The following is a 13,913-nucleotide window of genomic DNA, read 5'->3' as shown; positions in this document are numbered from 1 at the left end:
GCGTCTTCAGTTGACGCCGGCGGCGTGCGCCTGCTGGTCGGCGTGGTACGACGAGCGCACCATGGCGCCCACGGCCGCATGCGTGAAGCCCATGGCGTAGGCCTCGCGCTCGAACATCGCGAAGGTGTCCGGATGCACGTAGCGCAGCACCGGCAGATGGTGCTCCGACGGCTGGAGATACTGGCCGATGGTCAGCATGTCGACGTTATGCTCGCGCATGTCCCGCATGACCTGCAGGATTTCCTCGTCCGTCTCGCCCAGGCCCAGCATCAGGCCCGACTTGGTGGGCACCTCGGGGTGCAGCTTCTTGAACTCGGCCAGCAGCTTGAGCGAATGCGCGTAGTCCGAGCCCGGGCGTGCCTGCTTGTACAGGCGCGGCACGGTTTCCAGGTTGTGGTTCATGACGTCCGGCGGGCCGCTGTTGAGGATGTGCAGCGCACGGTCCAGGCGGCCGCGGAAGTCGGGCACCAGCACTTCGATGCGGGTATCGGGCGAATACTCGCGCACCTTGGCGATGCATTCGACGAAGTGGGCGGCGCCACCGTCGCGCAGGTCGTCGCGGTCGACCGAGGTGATGACCACGTAGGACAGCTTGAGCGCGGCGATGGTGCGCGCCAGGTTTTCGGGCTCTTGCGTGTCCAGCGGATCGGGACGGCCGTGGCCCACATCACAGAACGGGCAACGGCGCGTGCACTTGTCGCCCATGATCATGAAGGTGGCCGTGCCCTTGCCGAAGCATTCGCCGATGTTCGGGCAGGATGCCTCTTCGCACACCGTATGCAGGTTGTGCTCGCGCAGGATGCGCTTGATGTCGTAGAAGCGCGACCCCGGGGCGGCGGCGCGCACGCGGATCCATTCCGGCTTCTTCAGCTTCTCGGCCGCGACCACCTTGATCGGAATGCGCGCGGTCTTGGCCTGCGATTTCTGCTTCTGGGTGGGATCGTAGGCGGCCGGCGCGGCGGCCTGCGAGTCGTTCGAGGGAACGGGGGACTCGACGAGCGTGGACATTGAGCACCTTCACAACCGGAACGCCAGGCGCGGTCCGGTTCGAGACAAAAAAGCCATTCTACTATCCCGGCACGCCCGCCAGCGCCGCGGCGCGCTGCTGCACCGCCTGGCCATGGGCGCGCGCCAGCTGCGCGGCCAGCAATTCGCCGGCCCGCTCCACGCTGGTGCGCACGCCGCAGGCAGCCAGATCGACCGTGCGCAGGCCTTCGTAGCCACAGGGATTGATACCGAGAAACGGCGACAGATCCATATCGATGTTCAGCGCCAGTCCATGATAGGCATAGCCATTGCGCACCTTCACGCCCAGGGCGGCGATCTTGGCCAGTTCGCCGCCGGGCTGGGGCACATAGATGCCGGGCGCGCCCGGCTTGCGACAGGCCTGCTCCAGGCCCAGCTCGCGCAGCGTGGCCAGGGTCGCCTGTTCGAGCATGTCGACGTACTCGCGCACGTACAGCCCGGCGCGGCGCAGGTCGAACAAGGTGTAGGCGAGTACCTGGCCCGGGCCGTGATAGGTGACCTGGCCGCCGCGGTCGCAATGCACGACCGGGATGAGCCCGGGATTGAGCAGGTGTTCGGGCCGCCCGGCCTGGCCCAGGGTATAGACCGGGGCATGCTCGCACAGCCAGATTTCATCGGCGGTGCCGGGACCGCGCGCGGCGGTGAACGTCTTCATGGCGTCCCAGACCGAAGCGTAGTCGGCCGGGCGCGCAAGCCACTTGATCATGACGGGGCTACAGGACGATCGACACCATGGGGTGGCCGTGCAGGGCGCGGTACAGCGAATCGAGCTGTTCGCGCGAGGTCGCACGCACCGTGAAGGTCAGCCCCAGGTAGTTGCCGCCCTTGCTGGGCCGCATCTCGACCGATGCCGGATCGAAACCCGGGTCGAACTGCAGCACGACTTCAGTGAGGGTCTGGGCGAATTCCGGATGCTGCTTGCCCATTACCTTGATGGGGAAGTCGCTCGGATACTCGATCAGGGACTCTTCCGGGGGAATATTGTGCATCTGCGTCTGCCTGGGTGGCGGCGTCGCGAGGGACGCGAAACGCGGGCGGCGCCAGGGCCGCCCGCCTGCCGGCCGCTACAGGGCGGCGATACGCGCATCATAACCCGCGCGCAACTGCTCATAAACGGGGCCGGGCTTGCCCGCGCCCACCGCCTTGCCGTCCAGGCGCACGATGGGCAGCACTTCCTTGGTGGCCGAGGTCAGCATCAATTCGTCGGCGGCGAGCACTTCCTCGCGCGAGATCCGCCGCGCCTCGAACGGCAGGCCGGCCGCCTCGGCCAGCTCGCCCATCAGGCCGTAGCGGATGCCTTCCAGGATCAGGTTGTTCTTGGGCGGGGCCAGCAGCTTGCCGCCGGAAACCACCCAGATATTGGTCGACGAGCCCTCGGTCAGCCAGCCATCGCGAAACTGCACCACCTCGTCCACGCCGGCGTCCACGGCCTGCTGCTTGGCCAGCACGTTGCCCAGCAGCGAAACCGACTTGATCTCGCAATGCAGCCAACGCTCGTCGTCGATGGCAATCGCGCTCAGGCCCTGGGTGCGCTGCGCGGCCCCCGGCGGACTGAAGGCCGCGGCCATGCCGAACACTGTGGGCGTGATCGGCTCGGTGGGAAAGGCGTGATCGCGCTTGCAGACGCCGCGCGTGACCTGCAGGTAGATGATGCAGGTGGGCTGGGCCGAGCGGGCGATCAACCCGGCGATCACCGACTCCCATCCCGCGCGGTCCATCGGCGCGGCGATGCGCAGCGCCGCCAGGCTGCGATCCAGGCGATTCAGGTGTTCGGTCATGCGGAACACCTTGCCGTCATAGACCGGCACGACTTCATAGATACCATCGCCGAAGATGAAACCGCGGTCGAGCACGGAAATCTTGGCTTCGTCGAGGCGCGTGAATTCGCCGTTGAGATATACCTGGCTGTCGCCCGGCATGCCCGGAATCATGGGGAGCTCCTTGGAGAGGATAGGGGCGGGCATGGCAGCCCACCGGTGCCGCCGCGCCGCCTCCGGCGCGGCTTTCATCGTTACTGGAACCAGCGCTTCACGGTGTCGGCCATGCGGCCGAAGAAGCCGGCGCGCTCGACGTCTTCCTGGACCACCAGCGGTTCGACGCGCAAGGTCTTGCCGTCGAGCGTGAGCTGCAGCGTGCCGACCTGCTGTCCCTTGGTCAGCGGCGCCACCAGCGGGTCGGTGCGCTGCGCGACCGGCTTGATCTCGGCCGCCTTGCCGCGCGGCACCGCCAGCCACACCGGGTTGGGCGGACCCAGCTTGACGTTCTCGACCTTGCCTTCCCAGACCCGCGCGTCCAGCCCGGGCTGGCTCTGGTCGTACAGCTTGACCGTATCGAAGTTCTGGAAGCTCCAGTTGAGCAGCTTGAGGCTTTCCTCGGCGCGCGTGGCTTCGCTGTCGGCGCCCACCAGCACGGTCAGGATACGGCGGTCGCCGCGCATGGCGGTCGAAACCAGGCAGTAGCCGGCCGAATCGGTGTGCCCCGTCTTCATGCCGTCGACCGACGGATCGGCCCACAACAGGCGGTTGCGGTTGGCCTGGGTGATCTTGTTGTACGTGTAGCTTTTCTGCTTGTAGTAGTGGTAGTAGTCCGGGTAATCCGAGATCAGGTGCGCCGCCAGCGTGGCCAGGTCGCGCGCCGTGGTGACGTGCTGCGGATCGGGCAGGCCGGTGGAGTTCATGAAATGCGTATTGCGCATGCCCAGGCGCTGCGCCTCCTGGTTCATCAGGGCCGCAAAGGCGCTTTCGCTGCCGCCGACGGCCTCGGCCAGCGCGACCGATGCGTCATTGCCCGACTGGACGATCATGCCCTGGTTCAGTTCGTCGACCGTCACCGGCTTGCGCGGCTCGATGAACATGCGCGAACCGCCGGTGCGCCATGCGTGCTCGGAGACCGGAACCTGCTGCTCCAGGGTCAGGCGCTTTTCCTGCAGCGCGTTGAACACCACATAGGCGGTCATGATCTTGGTCAGCGAGGCCGGCTCGACCTTCATGTCGGCGTTGGAGGCTGCCAGCACCTGGCCGCTGTTGACGTCCACGGTGATCCACGCCTTGGCGGCGATGGTCGGCACCGGCACGGCCGCCAGGTCTCCCACGGCGCCTACCGCGCCGCCCGCCGCGGGCGCGGCGGCGGCGACAGGCGTGGCGGGCGCCGCCTGCTGCTGGGCCCCGGCCGGCGCCGCAGCGGCCAGCATGGCAGCCAGCACGGCGCTGGCCAATACGCGACGGGAAAGAACGACGGGGGCAATAGCAGTATCAGGCAAGGTCTTCATCGGCTAGTTGTGAACTGTCAATAGGTTGTATTCGTCCAGGTTGAGTCTGGAGATGGGTACAGCGCGCCCGATGCCTTGGTGGGGTCGATGCCAGTTGTAGTGGTGTAGCCAGGATTTCATGGCATCGGCTCGGTGTTGGGAGTTCTGGTAGGTGTGAGCGTAAGCCCACTCACGCAAGGCCGACTGGATGAAGCGTTCGGCCTTGCCATTGGTCTGTGGGCGGTAAGGTCGGGTAAAGCGGTGCTTGATGCCCAGCTCATGGCACAGCGCGGCGAAGGCGCGGCTGCGAAAGGCCGAGCCATTGTCGGTGAGCAAGCGCTGGATGGTCACGCCCAGGCGCTGGTAGTAGGCCACTGCGTCCTTGAGGAACTGGACGGCGCTGGGGAAGCGCTCGTCGGGGTGGATGTCGGTGAAGGCCACGCGGGCGTGGTCATCGATGGCCACGAAGACGAAGTCCCAGCCGGCCCCCTCAACGGTATCGCGTCGGTTGCCCGTGACCCGGTGGCCAGGGCGCTGGATACGTCCCAGCTTCTTGATGTCGATGTGCAGCAGATCGCCGGGGGCCTGATGCTCGTAGCGCACCACCGGCTCGGCCGGCTCCAGGTCGGCCAGGTGCGACAGACCGGCGCGGGCCAGGACGCGGCTGACGGTGCTGGCTGACACGCCCAGCGCCTGGGCGATGCGCGCTTGGGTCAGCCGCTTGCGGCGCAGCTCCACGATAGCCAGCGCCTTGGCCGGCGCAATCGCTCGGGGCGAGACCGTCGGGCGCGAGGACGCATCGGCCAAGCCCGCCTGGCCCTGAGCCAGGAAGCGGCCCAGCCATTTGCGCACAGTCGGCGCGGTGACCCCATAGGCGCGGGCCGCTTCAGGCACACAAACTTGATGGGCGATCAATTGCTGGACCATTTCGAGTCGACGTAGGAAGGTCAATCGGGCATGCTTATGGGTGTTCATCCGGCCGGGCTCCTTGAGTGAACTGGGGGGGTGGCGATTTCCAGTTTCTCAAATCCGGTTCGGATGAACCATGCATACAACCTATTGAATCTTCACAGCTAGGAGTTCAGGTAGGGCCCGCCAGGGCAGGTAGAGGCCCACAATTATAGGCAGCGTATCCGACACGTCCCTGACGAGAACGTTCCGTTGCGCTTACAAACATGCAACGTGATGCAACGCGGGCCGGGTCAATCCAGCGCAATGCGAAGGCGGTCCTGCACCAGTTGCCGCAGCACCAGCAGCTTGCCGTGGAAAAAGTGCGAGGCCCCCGGCACGACCACCACCGGCAGGGAGCGCGGCCGCGCCCATTCCAGGGCTTCGGCCAGCGGCACCACGTCGTCCACTTCGCCATGCACCAGCAAGGTATCGGCCGGCACCTCGGTGGCCGAACGCTCGAAACGGTTGACCGCCGGCCCCATCAGCATCAGCGCGCGCGGCAGCGACGGATCGCCGGACGCGGCCAGGGCCGCATAGGTCTGCGCCGCGACCGCGGTGCCGAACGAGAAGCCGCCCAGCACCCACGGCGACGCGGCGAATTCCGGGTAGCGTTCGCGCACCTGCGCCACCAGCGCCAGCATGTCTTCGGTCTCGCCGATCGACTTGTCGAACTCGCCGGCCGACTCGCCCACGCCGCGGAAATTCGGCCGCACCGCGGCCAGCCCATGCTGCACGCAGGCGCGCGCCACGGTGGTGACCACCTTGTTGTCGCGCGCGCCGCCTTGCAGCGAGTGCGGGTGCAACACCAGCGCCCAGCCGCGCGGCGCATGGGCGGGCCAATCGATGGCGCAGTCGATGCTGCCGGCGGCGCCAGTGAATACTTGGGTTTCGGTACGTGCGGACATGACGGAACTAAGTGGAACAAAAGGCCATGTTAACTGCCGGCGCGCGCGCCGGCGGCCGCGACGCGGCCGGCCAGCCAGCCGGCCAGCTCGTCGGCCGCGGCATCGGTGGCCTGGCGCAAGGCCTGCACGCCGCCGGCGGCATCCTGGGTGGCGGCCGGCGCTTCGCGCGCGATCCGCACCTGGCCGACCACCTGGCGATCCTGCAGCAACACGGCCTGCATCGCCACATGGCCGACGCTGGCCTGCCCGTCGGCGGCGAAGACTTGCTCGAACGTCAGCGTGACCTGCACCTGCGCCAGGCCCGCGCCCATGCCGGCGCCCAGCACCGGCCCCTGGTGCGACAGGCGCTCGACCAGGCGCTGGCGCACCAGCTCGGCCGGCGCGCTCGCCCAGCGCGAGCGTGCGTAGGCATGCGGGCTGGCGCTGTCGCCCACCCGCCAGATCACGCCGGTATCGGACAGATACGGCACCGCCTCGAACGCCAGCACGATCGGCTGACGCGCCGGCAAGGCGGGCGTGGCCGCCACGTCGGCGCCCAGGTCGAACAGCGCCGGCGGCGCGGCCATGCGGCCGGCGCCGCAGCCGGCCAGCAGCAGGGCCGACAACACGATGATGGCCTTCTTCATATCCATTTACCTCCCGAATCCGGCAAAACCCGGCTCGCCCGGCCCGGGCACGGTGGGCGGCGGGCCGAACAGCAACGATTGGGGCGTATCGCCCACGCGCCGCAATGTGGTCGTGGCGCTGCGGGCCGCCGAATCGATGCTGCTGGCCATGCCGGAGACCGCCGGCAGGGTCTGCGCATCGAGGCGGGCGGCCGCCCAGGCAATATCGCGCATGCTGCGCGTGGCCATGGCCAGCGGCCCATCGGGCGCATCCAGCCGCGCCAGCGTGCCGGGCCGACTGTGCCAGGCCGGCGATCTCCTGGGCCGCCTGGCCGGTGTTGCGCGACATCGCCTGCAGCGAATCGACCAGCGGCGGCACCTGCGCCAGCGCCGGCCGCAGGTCGGTCGCCGCCTGGCGCAGGTCGGTGGTGATGGCGGCGATGTTCTGCAGCGTGGCCGTCGTGGCCAGCACATTCTCATTGCTGAGCAGGCGCTCGAGCCGCGCGGACACCTGCTCGACGTTGTGCAGGATCTCGCCGCCGCGCTGCTCGAAGCGCTGGAAAAAACCCGGCCGCAGCGGGATGGTGGCCGGCATGGCGGCGCTGGACGCCAGCCGGCGGGTCGAGGTGCCGTCGTCGCGCAGCTCGATATTGCCCAGCCCCGTCACGCCCTGCACGCCCAGCTCGGCCCAGGTGGACTCGGTAATCGGAGTATCGGGCGCCACGCCGATGCTGATGCGCACCTGGGCCGGCTTGTCGGGGTTGAAGCCCAGCGACTGCACCTTGCCCACCGGCACGCCCTGGTAGCGCACGGTGGACTGGGCCGACAGCCCGCTGACCGAGGTAGCCGAGACGATGACATAAGGCTTGAGGGCGGCGCGATCGCGCCCGACCCATATGGCCACCAGCGCGGCGGCAACCAGCAACGCCAGCGTGAACAGCCCCGCCAGCAGGGCATGACTACGGTTTTCCATTGCCCGTTTCCTTAGGTGCAAGATCTCCCAGCGCGCGGCGGCCGCGCTCGCCCAGAAAGAAACTGCGGATGAAAGGATGATCGACCTTGAGCACTTCCCGCACGGTATCGCAGACGATCACACGCTTGTCGGCCAACACCGCCACGCGCGTGGCCAGCGCCAGCAAGGTATCGAGGTCGTGGGTCACCATGACCACCGTGAATCCCAGCTGGCGATGCAGGCTGCGCACCAGGTCGACGAATTCGTCCGAGCGCAGGGGGTCCAGGCCCGCCGTCGGCTCGTCGAGAAACAGCAGTTCGGGGTCGAGCGACAGGGCGCGCGCCAGCGCCACCCGCTTGACCATGCCGCCGGACAGGTCGGCCGGTCGCTTGTCGGCGTCCTTGGACGTCAGACCCACCATCGCCAGCCGGCACATCACCACGTCGCACACCAGGTCTTCCGGCACGGTGCGCAGCTCGCGCAGCGGCAGGGCCACATTGTCGAACACCGACAGCGACGAAAACAGCGCGCCGGCCTGGAACAACATGCCCCAGCGGTGCGACAGGCGCCGCCGCTCGGCCGGCTCAAGCTCCTGGACCCGGCGGCCCAGCACCTCGATGGTGCCGGCGGCCGGCCGCTCCAGGCCGATGATCTGGCGCAGCAACACCGTCTTGCCCGTGCCCGAGCCGCCCACCAGCGCCAGGATCTCGCCCGGGTAGACCGACAGGTCCAGATTGTCGTGCACGACATGGTCGCCGAACGCCGTGCGCAAGCCGCGTACCGCGATGACCGGCGCCACGGCCAGGTCGGTCGCGCTGAACAGGTTTTGCTGTGCCACGCTGCCCATCAGATGCCTATCGAGCTGAAAATGACGGCGTACAGGGCGTCGACCAGGATGACGCCCGTGATCGAGGTCACCACCGACGTGGTGGTGCCGCGCCCCAGGCTTTCGGTATTGGGCTGGATGCACAGGCCGAAATGGCAGGCCACCAGCGCGATCAGGATGCCGAACGACACGCCCTTGAACATGCCGATCCAGTAATTGGTCAGCGAAATGGCGTCCGGCAGCGAGGTCAGGAACCATTGCGCCGAAACGCCCAGCTGCATCTGCGCCGCCAGCATCCCGCCCAGCAGGGCCATGGCATCGGTCCAGACCACCAGCAGCGGCATGGTGATCGCCAGGGCGATCACGCGCGGCAGGATCAGGCGCTGGCCATGCGAAATGCCCATCACCAGCATGGCGTCCAGTTCCTGCGTCACCCGCATCACGCCGATCTGGGCCGTGATGGCCGAGCCGGATCGCCCCGCCACCAGGATGGCCGCCAGCACCGGCCCCAGCTCGCGCACGATGGAAACGCCCAGCAAACGGACGATGAAGCGGTCGGCGCCGAACATCTGCAGCTGCTGCGCCGACAGATAGGACAGCACGACGCCGATCAGGAAGCCGACCAGGGCGGTAATGCCCAGCGCCTGCGCGCCGGTGCGGTAGACCTGCGCCGAAATCTCGCGCCACGGCCCGCGCGACGGGCGGCGCAGGAAGGCGCCCAGATCCAGCACCAGTTGGCCGAACATGATGACCAATGCGCGGCCATTGCGGCCGGCGTCGAATACGGCGTCGCCGATCGCGCGCAGCCAGCCCCAGCGGTCCGCCGGCGCCGGCGCGGGAAGCGCCTCGCCGCGGTTGCGCTGCAGCGTCTGAAACACCTCGCGCTGTCCGTCGGACCAGCGCACCCGCTCGGGCAACTGTTGCCCCCAGGCGCCCCACAGCAGGTGGGCCCCGATGGTGTCCAGCCGCTCGACCCCGCGCAAGTCCCAGCGCTGGTCGGGGTCGACGCGGGCCAGCGCGGCGCGGCGGCGCTCCACTTCGCCCGGAGCAGCCAGCGCCTGCATGGACCAGTCGCCCGACACATGGCAGACGCCATGGTCTAGCGTCAACGACAATGTGGCGGCGCCGGCGGTACTCGGCAAACTAGGCATAGGCAATCGCGGAAATGCACGGATACACAGAAATTCGAACGATCGTAACGAATGATATACGTCCCGCCCCCGCAATGGGTGCCATTACAATCGCGCCCATGTCAGCCGAAGTCCGTTCCCTCTCGCTGCCCGAGCCCGCTGCGCTGGCCCGGGCCATCGCCGCTCGCCTGCCTGCATTCCGGGATATCTCCTGGGTCGGAAGCACCGGCTCGACCAACGCCGACCTGCTGGCGCGCGCACGCGCCGGCGGCGGGGCGCGGCCGTGCCTGCTCGGCGCGCACCTGCAGGAAACCGGACGCGGCCGCGCCGGCCGCCCCTGGCAAAACCGGGTGGGCGCGGCCCTGATGTTCTCGTGCGCCTTCGACGTGGACCTGCCGCCGTCGCAACTGCCCGCGCTGTCGCCGCTGGCCGGCATGGCTGCCTGCGAAGCGCTGCGCCAACTGGTCGGCCAACCCGCCGGCCTGCTGGTGAAGTGGCCCAACGACGTGCAGTGGCACGACGCGAAGCTGGCCGGCGTGCTGGTCGAATCGGTCCGCAACCCGGCCGGCACGGGCCACGCCGTCGTCATCGGCATGGGCCTGAACCTGCATGGCGGCGATGCGCTGTCGCAGGCGCTGCAGCGTTCCGTGGCCGACTGGAATGACGTCGCCGGCCCCGGCGAAAAAGGTCCGGACGCGGCGGCCGACCTGGTCGCCGCCGTGGCGCGGGCCTGGCAAGACGCCGCGCATACGCTGCAGCAGGAGGGCTTTGGCGCCTTCGGCGCGCGCTTCGCCCGGGTCGATGCCCTGGCCGGGCGCCCGGTCAACGTGATCGATCGCGGCGAAATCCTCTACACCGGCGCGGCCAGCGGCGTGGACGACCATGGCCGCTTGCTGGTGCAGGCTGCCGATGGAATGCGGCCCGTCTCCGTCGGCGAAATTTCGATCCGGCCCCAAGCATGATTATCCTCATCGACTCCGGCAACAGCCGCCTCAAAGTCGGCTGGTTTGACCCGGACGCGCCGCAGGCGGCGCGCGAGCCCGCCCCCGTCGCCTTCGACAATCTCGACCTGGACGCGCTGGGCCGCTGGCTGGCCACCCTGCCCAGGCGCCCGCAACGGGCGCTGGGCGTGAACGTCGCCGGGCTTGCCCGCGGCGAAGCCATTGCCGCCACGCTGCGCGCGGGCGGTTGCGACATCCGGTGGCTGCGGGCCCAGCCCCTGGCCATGGGGCTGCGCAACGGCTATCGCAATCCCGACCAACTGGGCGCCGACCGCTGGGCGTGCATGGTGGGCGTGCTGGCGCGCCAGCCGTCCGTGCACCCGCCGCTGCTGGTGGCCAGTTTCGGCACGGCCACCACGCTGGACACCATCGGGCCCGACAATGTCTTTCCCGGCGGGCTGATCCTGCCCGGCCCCGCCATGATGCGCGGCGCGCTGGCCTACGGCACCGCCCACCTGCCCCTGGCCGACGGCCTGGTGGCCGACTACCCCATCGACACCCATCAGGCCATCGCCAGCGGCATCGCCGCCGCCCAGGCCGGCGCGATCGTGCGGCAATGGCTGGCCGGCCGCCAACGCTACGGCCAGGCGCCGGAGATCTATGTCGCCGGCGGCGGGTGGCCCGAAGTGCGGCAGGAAGCCGAGCGCCTGCTGGCGGTCACCGGCGCCGCCTTCGGCGCCACGCCGCAGCCCACTTACCTCGACAGCCCCGTGCTCGACGGCCTGGCGGCGCTCGCCGCGCAAGGCGCGCCAACGGCCTGACCCCCCACACCCGGCGGATTTCCCATGCGCATCCTGTTCCTCCTGATCGTCGCGGCCAACCTGTGGGTCTATGCGCTGGGCCAGGGCTGGCTGGGCCTGCGTCCCGCCGACGAAGGACGCGACGCCGCTCGCCTGAACCAGGAAATGAAGGCCGACCAGGTCAAGGTGCTGCGGCCCTGACGAACCGCACGGCGGGCTATCCCAGCCAATCCTCCAGCGCGTCCAGCGTGCGCCGCGTGGCGCCGGCATGCGCGGCGGTCCAGGCGCGCGCGGCCTCGCTCATGGCCTGCCGGCGTGCCGGCTCGGCCAGCAGCTGCAGCGCCCAATCGAGCGCGGTGCGCGCGTCGGGCGCACGCAGCGCCGCCCCCGCCGCAATGGCGTCCCGGGCGGCATCCTTGAAATTGAACGTATGCGGGCCGACGATGACCGGCGTGCCGGCCGCGCAGGCTTCGATCAGGTTCTGCCCGCCCAGCCTGGCGAAGCTGCCCCCCACGATGGCAACATCGGCGGCCGCGTAGTAGAACGGCATCTCGCCCAGGGTATCGCCCAGCAGTACGTCGATATGCGGTCCGGGCTCGCCCGAGCCGGCCGAGCGCCGCGCATAGGCCAGGCCGGCCGCCTGCAACTGGGCGGCCGCCTCGTCGAAACGCTGGGGATGGCGAGGAATCAGCAGGATCAGCGGCCGCGGCGTGGCGGCGCGATGCGCCTGCAAGGCGCCGATCGCCTCGATGAACATGGCGTCCTCGCCCTCGCGCGTGCTCGCCAGCGCAATCACGGGCCGGCCCGTCGCCCCGGCCCAGGCGTGTCCGACCCGCAATTGCGCCTCGGGCAGCGCCACGTCGAACTTCAGGCTGCCGGTCACCGTGTAGGCATTCGCACCGGCCTGGCACAGGCGCGCGCCATCCTCGTCGGTCTGCGCCAGCACCCGGTCCAGGCCCGCCAGGGCCTCACGCAGCGCCTGGCCCAGCCAGCCGGCCTGGCGCAGCGACGAAGCGGAAAAGCGCGCGCTGACCAGCGCCATCGGCACCCCCTGCGCGCGCGCCGCCGCCAGCAGATTGGGCCAGACTTCCCGCTCCATCAGCAAACCGCAGCGAGGCGCATGGCGCGCCAGGAAGCGCCGCGTCGCGCCAGGAAAATCGTAGGGCAGCCAGGCTTGCTGCAATTGCCCGCGTCCGATCGCCGCACCGAACAGGCGCTCGCCCTCGGCCCGGCCGGTGGCGGTGGTATGGGTCAACAGGACGGGCAGGCCACGCTCCAGCAGGGCCTGGACCAGCGGCTGCGCCGCGCGCGTCTCGCCCAGGCTGACCGCATGCACCCAGACCGGCGCGGCCAGCGGCGCGGGCGCGCGCGCGCCGGCGCGACCGAAGCGGGCCGGCGCGAACAACTCCCACTGGCCGCCCGCGCGCCGCGCGCGGCGCCACATCCATAGCCAGATCAACGGCGCCAGGCCCCGCAACGCCAGGGTATAGACGCCGCGGCCCATGTCAGGCCGCCGCCAGGGCCTGCTCGACCGAGGCCAGCACGGCCTCGCGCGATGGCGAGGCGCCACGGTCGCCCAGGCTGGCCGTATAGCTGGGCCCCACCAGCGGCGTACGCACCGGCGTCGAGGCACGATAGATGCCGATGGTCGGACGGCCCAGCGCCGCCGACAGATGCGTCAGGCCGCTGTCCAGCCCCACCATCAGGCGGGCGCCGGCCAGCACCTGCGCCACCGACGTCAAATCCATGCGCGGCAGCACTTCCACGCCCTCCATGCCGGCAACCAGCACGCGGGCGCGCTCGGCCTCCTGCTCGTTGCCGGCCAGCAGGCGCAGGGCGCAGCCGGCATCCTGCAGCCGCCGGAATACGGCGCGCCAATCGTCCTCGGGCCACAGTTTGTCGTCGCGGCTGGCCGACGGCATGATCACCGCATAACCCCGGTCGGCCGCCAGGTGCAGCATGCGGCGGCCCGGATCGGCCGGCGCATCGTCGGCCTGCGCGGCCCGGCCGAATGCCTGCAATCCGAAATCGGGCGATCCCGCGTAGTTGTAGCCAAAGGTCAACGCGGCCAGCTTGCGCTGGCGTACCACGGCCGGCTGCCAGAACTCCACCCGGTGCCGGACGTTGTAAAACAGCGACGCCAACGGCTCGCGCGCGGAGCGCCAGTCCAGGCCGTGGCGCACCCCGCGGGTCTGCCGCACCAGCCAGGCCGATTTCAGCAGCCCCTGCATATCCAGCACGACATCGTAGGACACCGAGCGCAGGCGCTCGGCCAGCGCGCGGCGTTCCTGGCGCACCGGCTCGGACCACCAGGCCTTGCGCCAGCGCCGGTGTGCCACCTTGATCACCTCATTGACCGCCGGATGCCATTTCGGGATATCGGCAAAAGCCTCTTCCGCAACCCAGTCAATCTGGGTATCGGGAACGTATCGGGCGATATCGGAAATAGCAGGCAGCATATGCACCAAATCGCCAAGCGACGAGGTGCGAACGATGAGAATACGATTTGGCATCAATAACCAACGAGATT

General features: G+C 69.3%; 15 protein-coding genes and 1 pseudogene. 3 read left to right on the top strand and 13 right to left on the bottom strand.

The annotated features are described in order from the left end of the window. Positions 1-6 precede the first annotated feature (6 nt). From lipA to BN118_RS00865, 11 genes and pseudogenes are all read right to left on the bottom strand, one after another. On the bottom strand, positions 7-1,008 hold the full coding sequence (gene lipA / locus BN118_RS00920; RefSeq protein WP_003807146.1) for a lipoyl synthase: 1,002 nt from the start codon (positions 1,006-1,008) through the stop codon (positions 7-9). Between the two features lie 61 nt (positions 1,009-1,069). Next, positions 1,070-1,732, bottom strand: a complete 663-nt coding sequence (gene lipB, locus BN118_RS00915) for a lipoyl(octanoyl) transferase LipB (RefSeq protein ID WP_003818418.1) — start codon at positions 1,730-1,732, stop codon at positions 1,070-1,072. Positions 1,733-1,739: 7 nt separating this feature from the next. Further along, a complete protein-coding gene (locus BN118_RS00910; protein ID WP_003818417.1) occupies positions 1,740-2,015 on the bottom strand; it encodes a YbeD family protein in 276 nt (91 codons plus the stop codon). A 75-nt stretch (positions 2,016-2,090) separates the two neighbouring features. Continuing rightward, positions 2,091-2,990: a D-amino acid aminotransferase gene (locus BN118_RS00905; RefSeq protein ID WP_010929622.1), complete on the bottom strand. Its 900-nt coding sequence runs from the start codon at positions 2,988-2,990 to the stop codon at positions 2,091-2,093. Positions 2,991-3,037: 47 nt separating this feature from the next. Next, positions 3,038-4,294, bottom strand: coding sequence for a D-alanyl-D-alanine carboxypeptidase family protein (locus tag BN118_RS00900; protein WP_014905415.1), 1,257 nt, complete (start codon positions 4,292-4,294; stop codon positions 3,038-3,040). Positions 4,295-4,297: 3 nt separating this feature from the next. Next, a complete protein-coding gene (locus tag BN118_RS00895) occupies positions 4,298-5,248 on the bottom strand; it encodes an IS481-like element IS481 family transposase (protein WP_005012808.1) in 951 nt (316 codons plus the stop codon). A 227-nt stretch (positions 5,249-5,475) separates the two neighbouring features. After that, entirely contained in the window at positions 5,476-6,129 is a 654-nt protein-coding gene (locus BN118_RS00890; protein ID WP_010929621.1) for an alpha/beta hydrolase, read from the bottom strand. A gap of 29 nt (positions 6,130-6,158) precedes the next feature. Next, the gene (locus BN118_RS00885) at positions 6,159-6,761 is read right to left on the bottom strand and encodes an ABC-type transport auxiliary lipoprotein family protein (RefSeq protein WP_010929620.1); all 603 of its coding nucleotides are present in this window, start codon (positions 6,759-6,761) and stop codon (positions 6,159-6,161) included. After that, positions 6,762-7,707: pseudogene (locus tag BN118_RS21155) on the bottom strand (MlaD family protein). After that, positions 7,694-8,533 (bottom strand): ABC transporter ATP-binding protein, encoded by an 840-nt coding sequence (locus BN118_RS00870; RefSeq protein WP_003807131.1) that lies wholly within the window; start codon positions 8,531-8,533, stop codon positions 7,694-7,696. The pseudogene BN118_RS21155 and the gene BN118_RS00870 overlap by 14 nt, the downstream one beginning before the upstream one ends. After that, positions 8,533-9,663 (bottom strand): MlaE family ABC transporter permease, encoded by a 1,131-nt coding sequence (locus BN118_RS00865; RefSeq protein ID WP_010929619.1) that lies wholly within the window; start codon positions 9,661-9,663, stop codon positions 8,533-8,535. The genes BN118_RS00870 and BN118_RS00865 overlap by 1 nt, the downstream gene beginning before the upstream one ends. Before the next feature lie 74 nt (positions 9,664-9,737). On the opposite strand from BN118_RS00865, the gene BN118_RS00860 reads away from it, so the two are divergent. Genes BN118_RS00860 through BN118_RS20445 form a run of 3 tightly spaced genes read left to right on the top strand, consistent with a single transcriptional unit; the run spans position 9,738 to position 11,584 of the window. Next, entirely contained in the window at positions 9,738-10,604 is an 867-nt protein-coding gene (locus tag BN118_RS00860; protein ID WP_010929618.1) for a biotin--[acetyl-CoA-carboxylase] ligase, read from the top strand. Next, positions 10,601-11,404 carry a type III pantothenate kinase gene (locus BN118_RS00855; RefSeq protein ID WP_010929617.1) on the top strand — a complete coding sequence of 268 codons (804 nt, stop codon included), beginning with the start codon at positions 10,601-10,603 and terminating at the stop codon, positions 11,402-11,404. Before BN118_RS00860 ends, BN118_RS00855 begins: the two co-directional genes overlap by 4 nt. 24 nt (positions 11,405-11,428) lie before the next feature. Continuing rightward, entirely contained in the window at positions 11,429-11,584 is a 156-nt protein-coding gene (locus BN118_RS20445) for a hypothetical protein (RefSeq protein WP_003807124.1), read from the top strand. A 16-nt stretch (positions 11,585-11,600) separates the two neighbouring features. On the opposite strand, the gene BN118_RS00845 is transcribed toward BN118_RS20445, so the two are convergent. Further along, positions 11,601-12,887, bottom strand: a complete 1,287-nt coding sequence (locus BN118_RS00845; RefSeq protein WP_010929616.1) for a 3-deoxy-D-manno-octulosonic acid transferase — start codon at positions 12,885-12,887, stop codon at positions 11,601-11,603. A 1-nt stretch (position 12,888) separates the two neighbouring features. After that, positions 12,889-13,896, bottom strand: coding sequence for a lipopolysaccharide heptosyltransferase I (waaC, locus tag BN118_RS00840; RefSeq protein WP_014905414.1), 1,008 nt, complete (start codon positions 13,894-13,896; stop codon positions 12,889-12,891). Between the last annotated feature and the right edge of the window lie 17 nt (positions 13,897-13,913).

This window comes from Bordetella pertussis 18323, from assembly GCF_000306945.1.
GTDB lineage: Bacteria > Pseudomonadota > Gammaproteobacteria > Burkholderiales > Burkholderiaceae_B > Bordetella > Bordetella pertussis.
The sequence above is the reverse complement of the archived record's forward strand: the minus strand, read 5'-3'. Positions and strand labels throughout refer to the sequence as shown.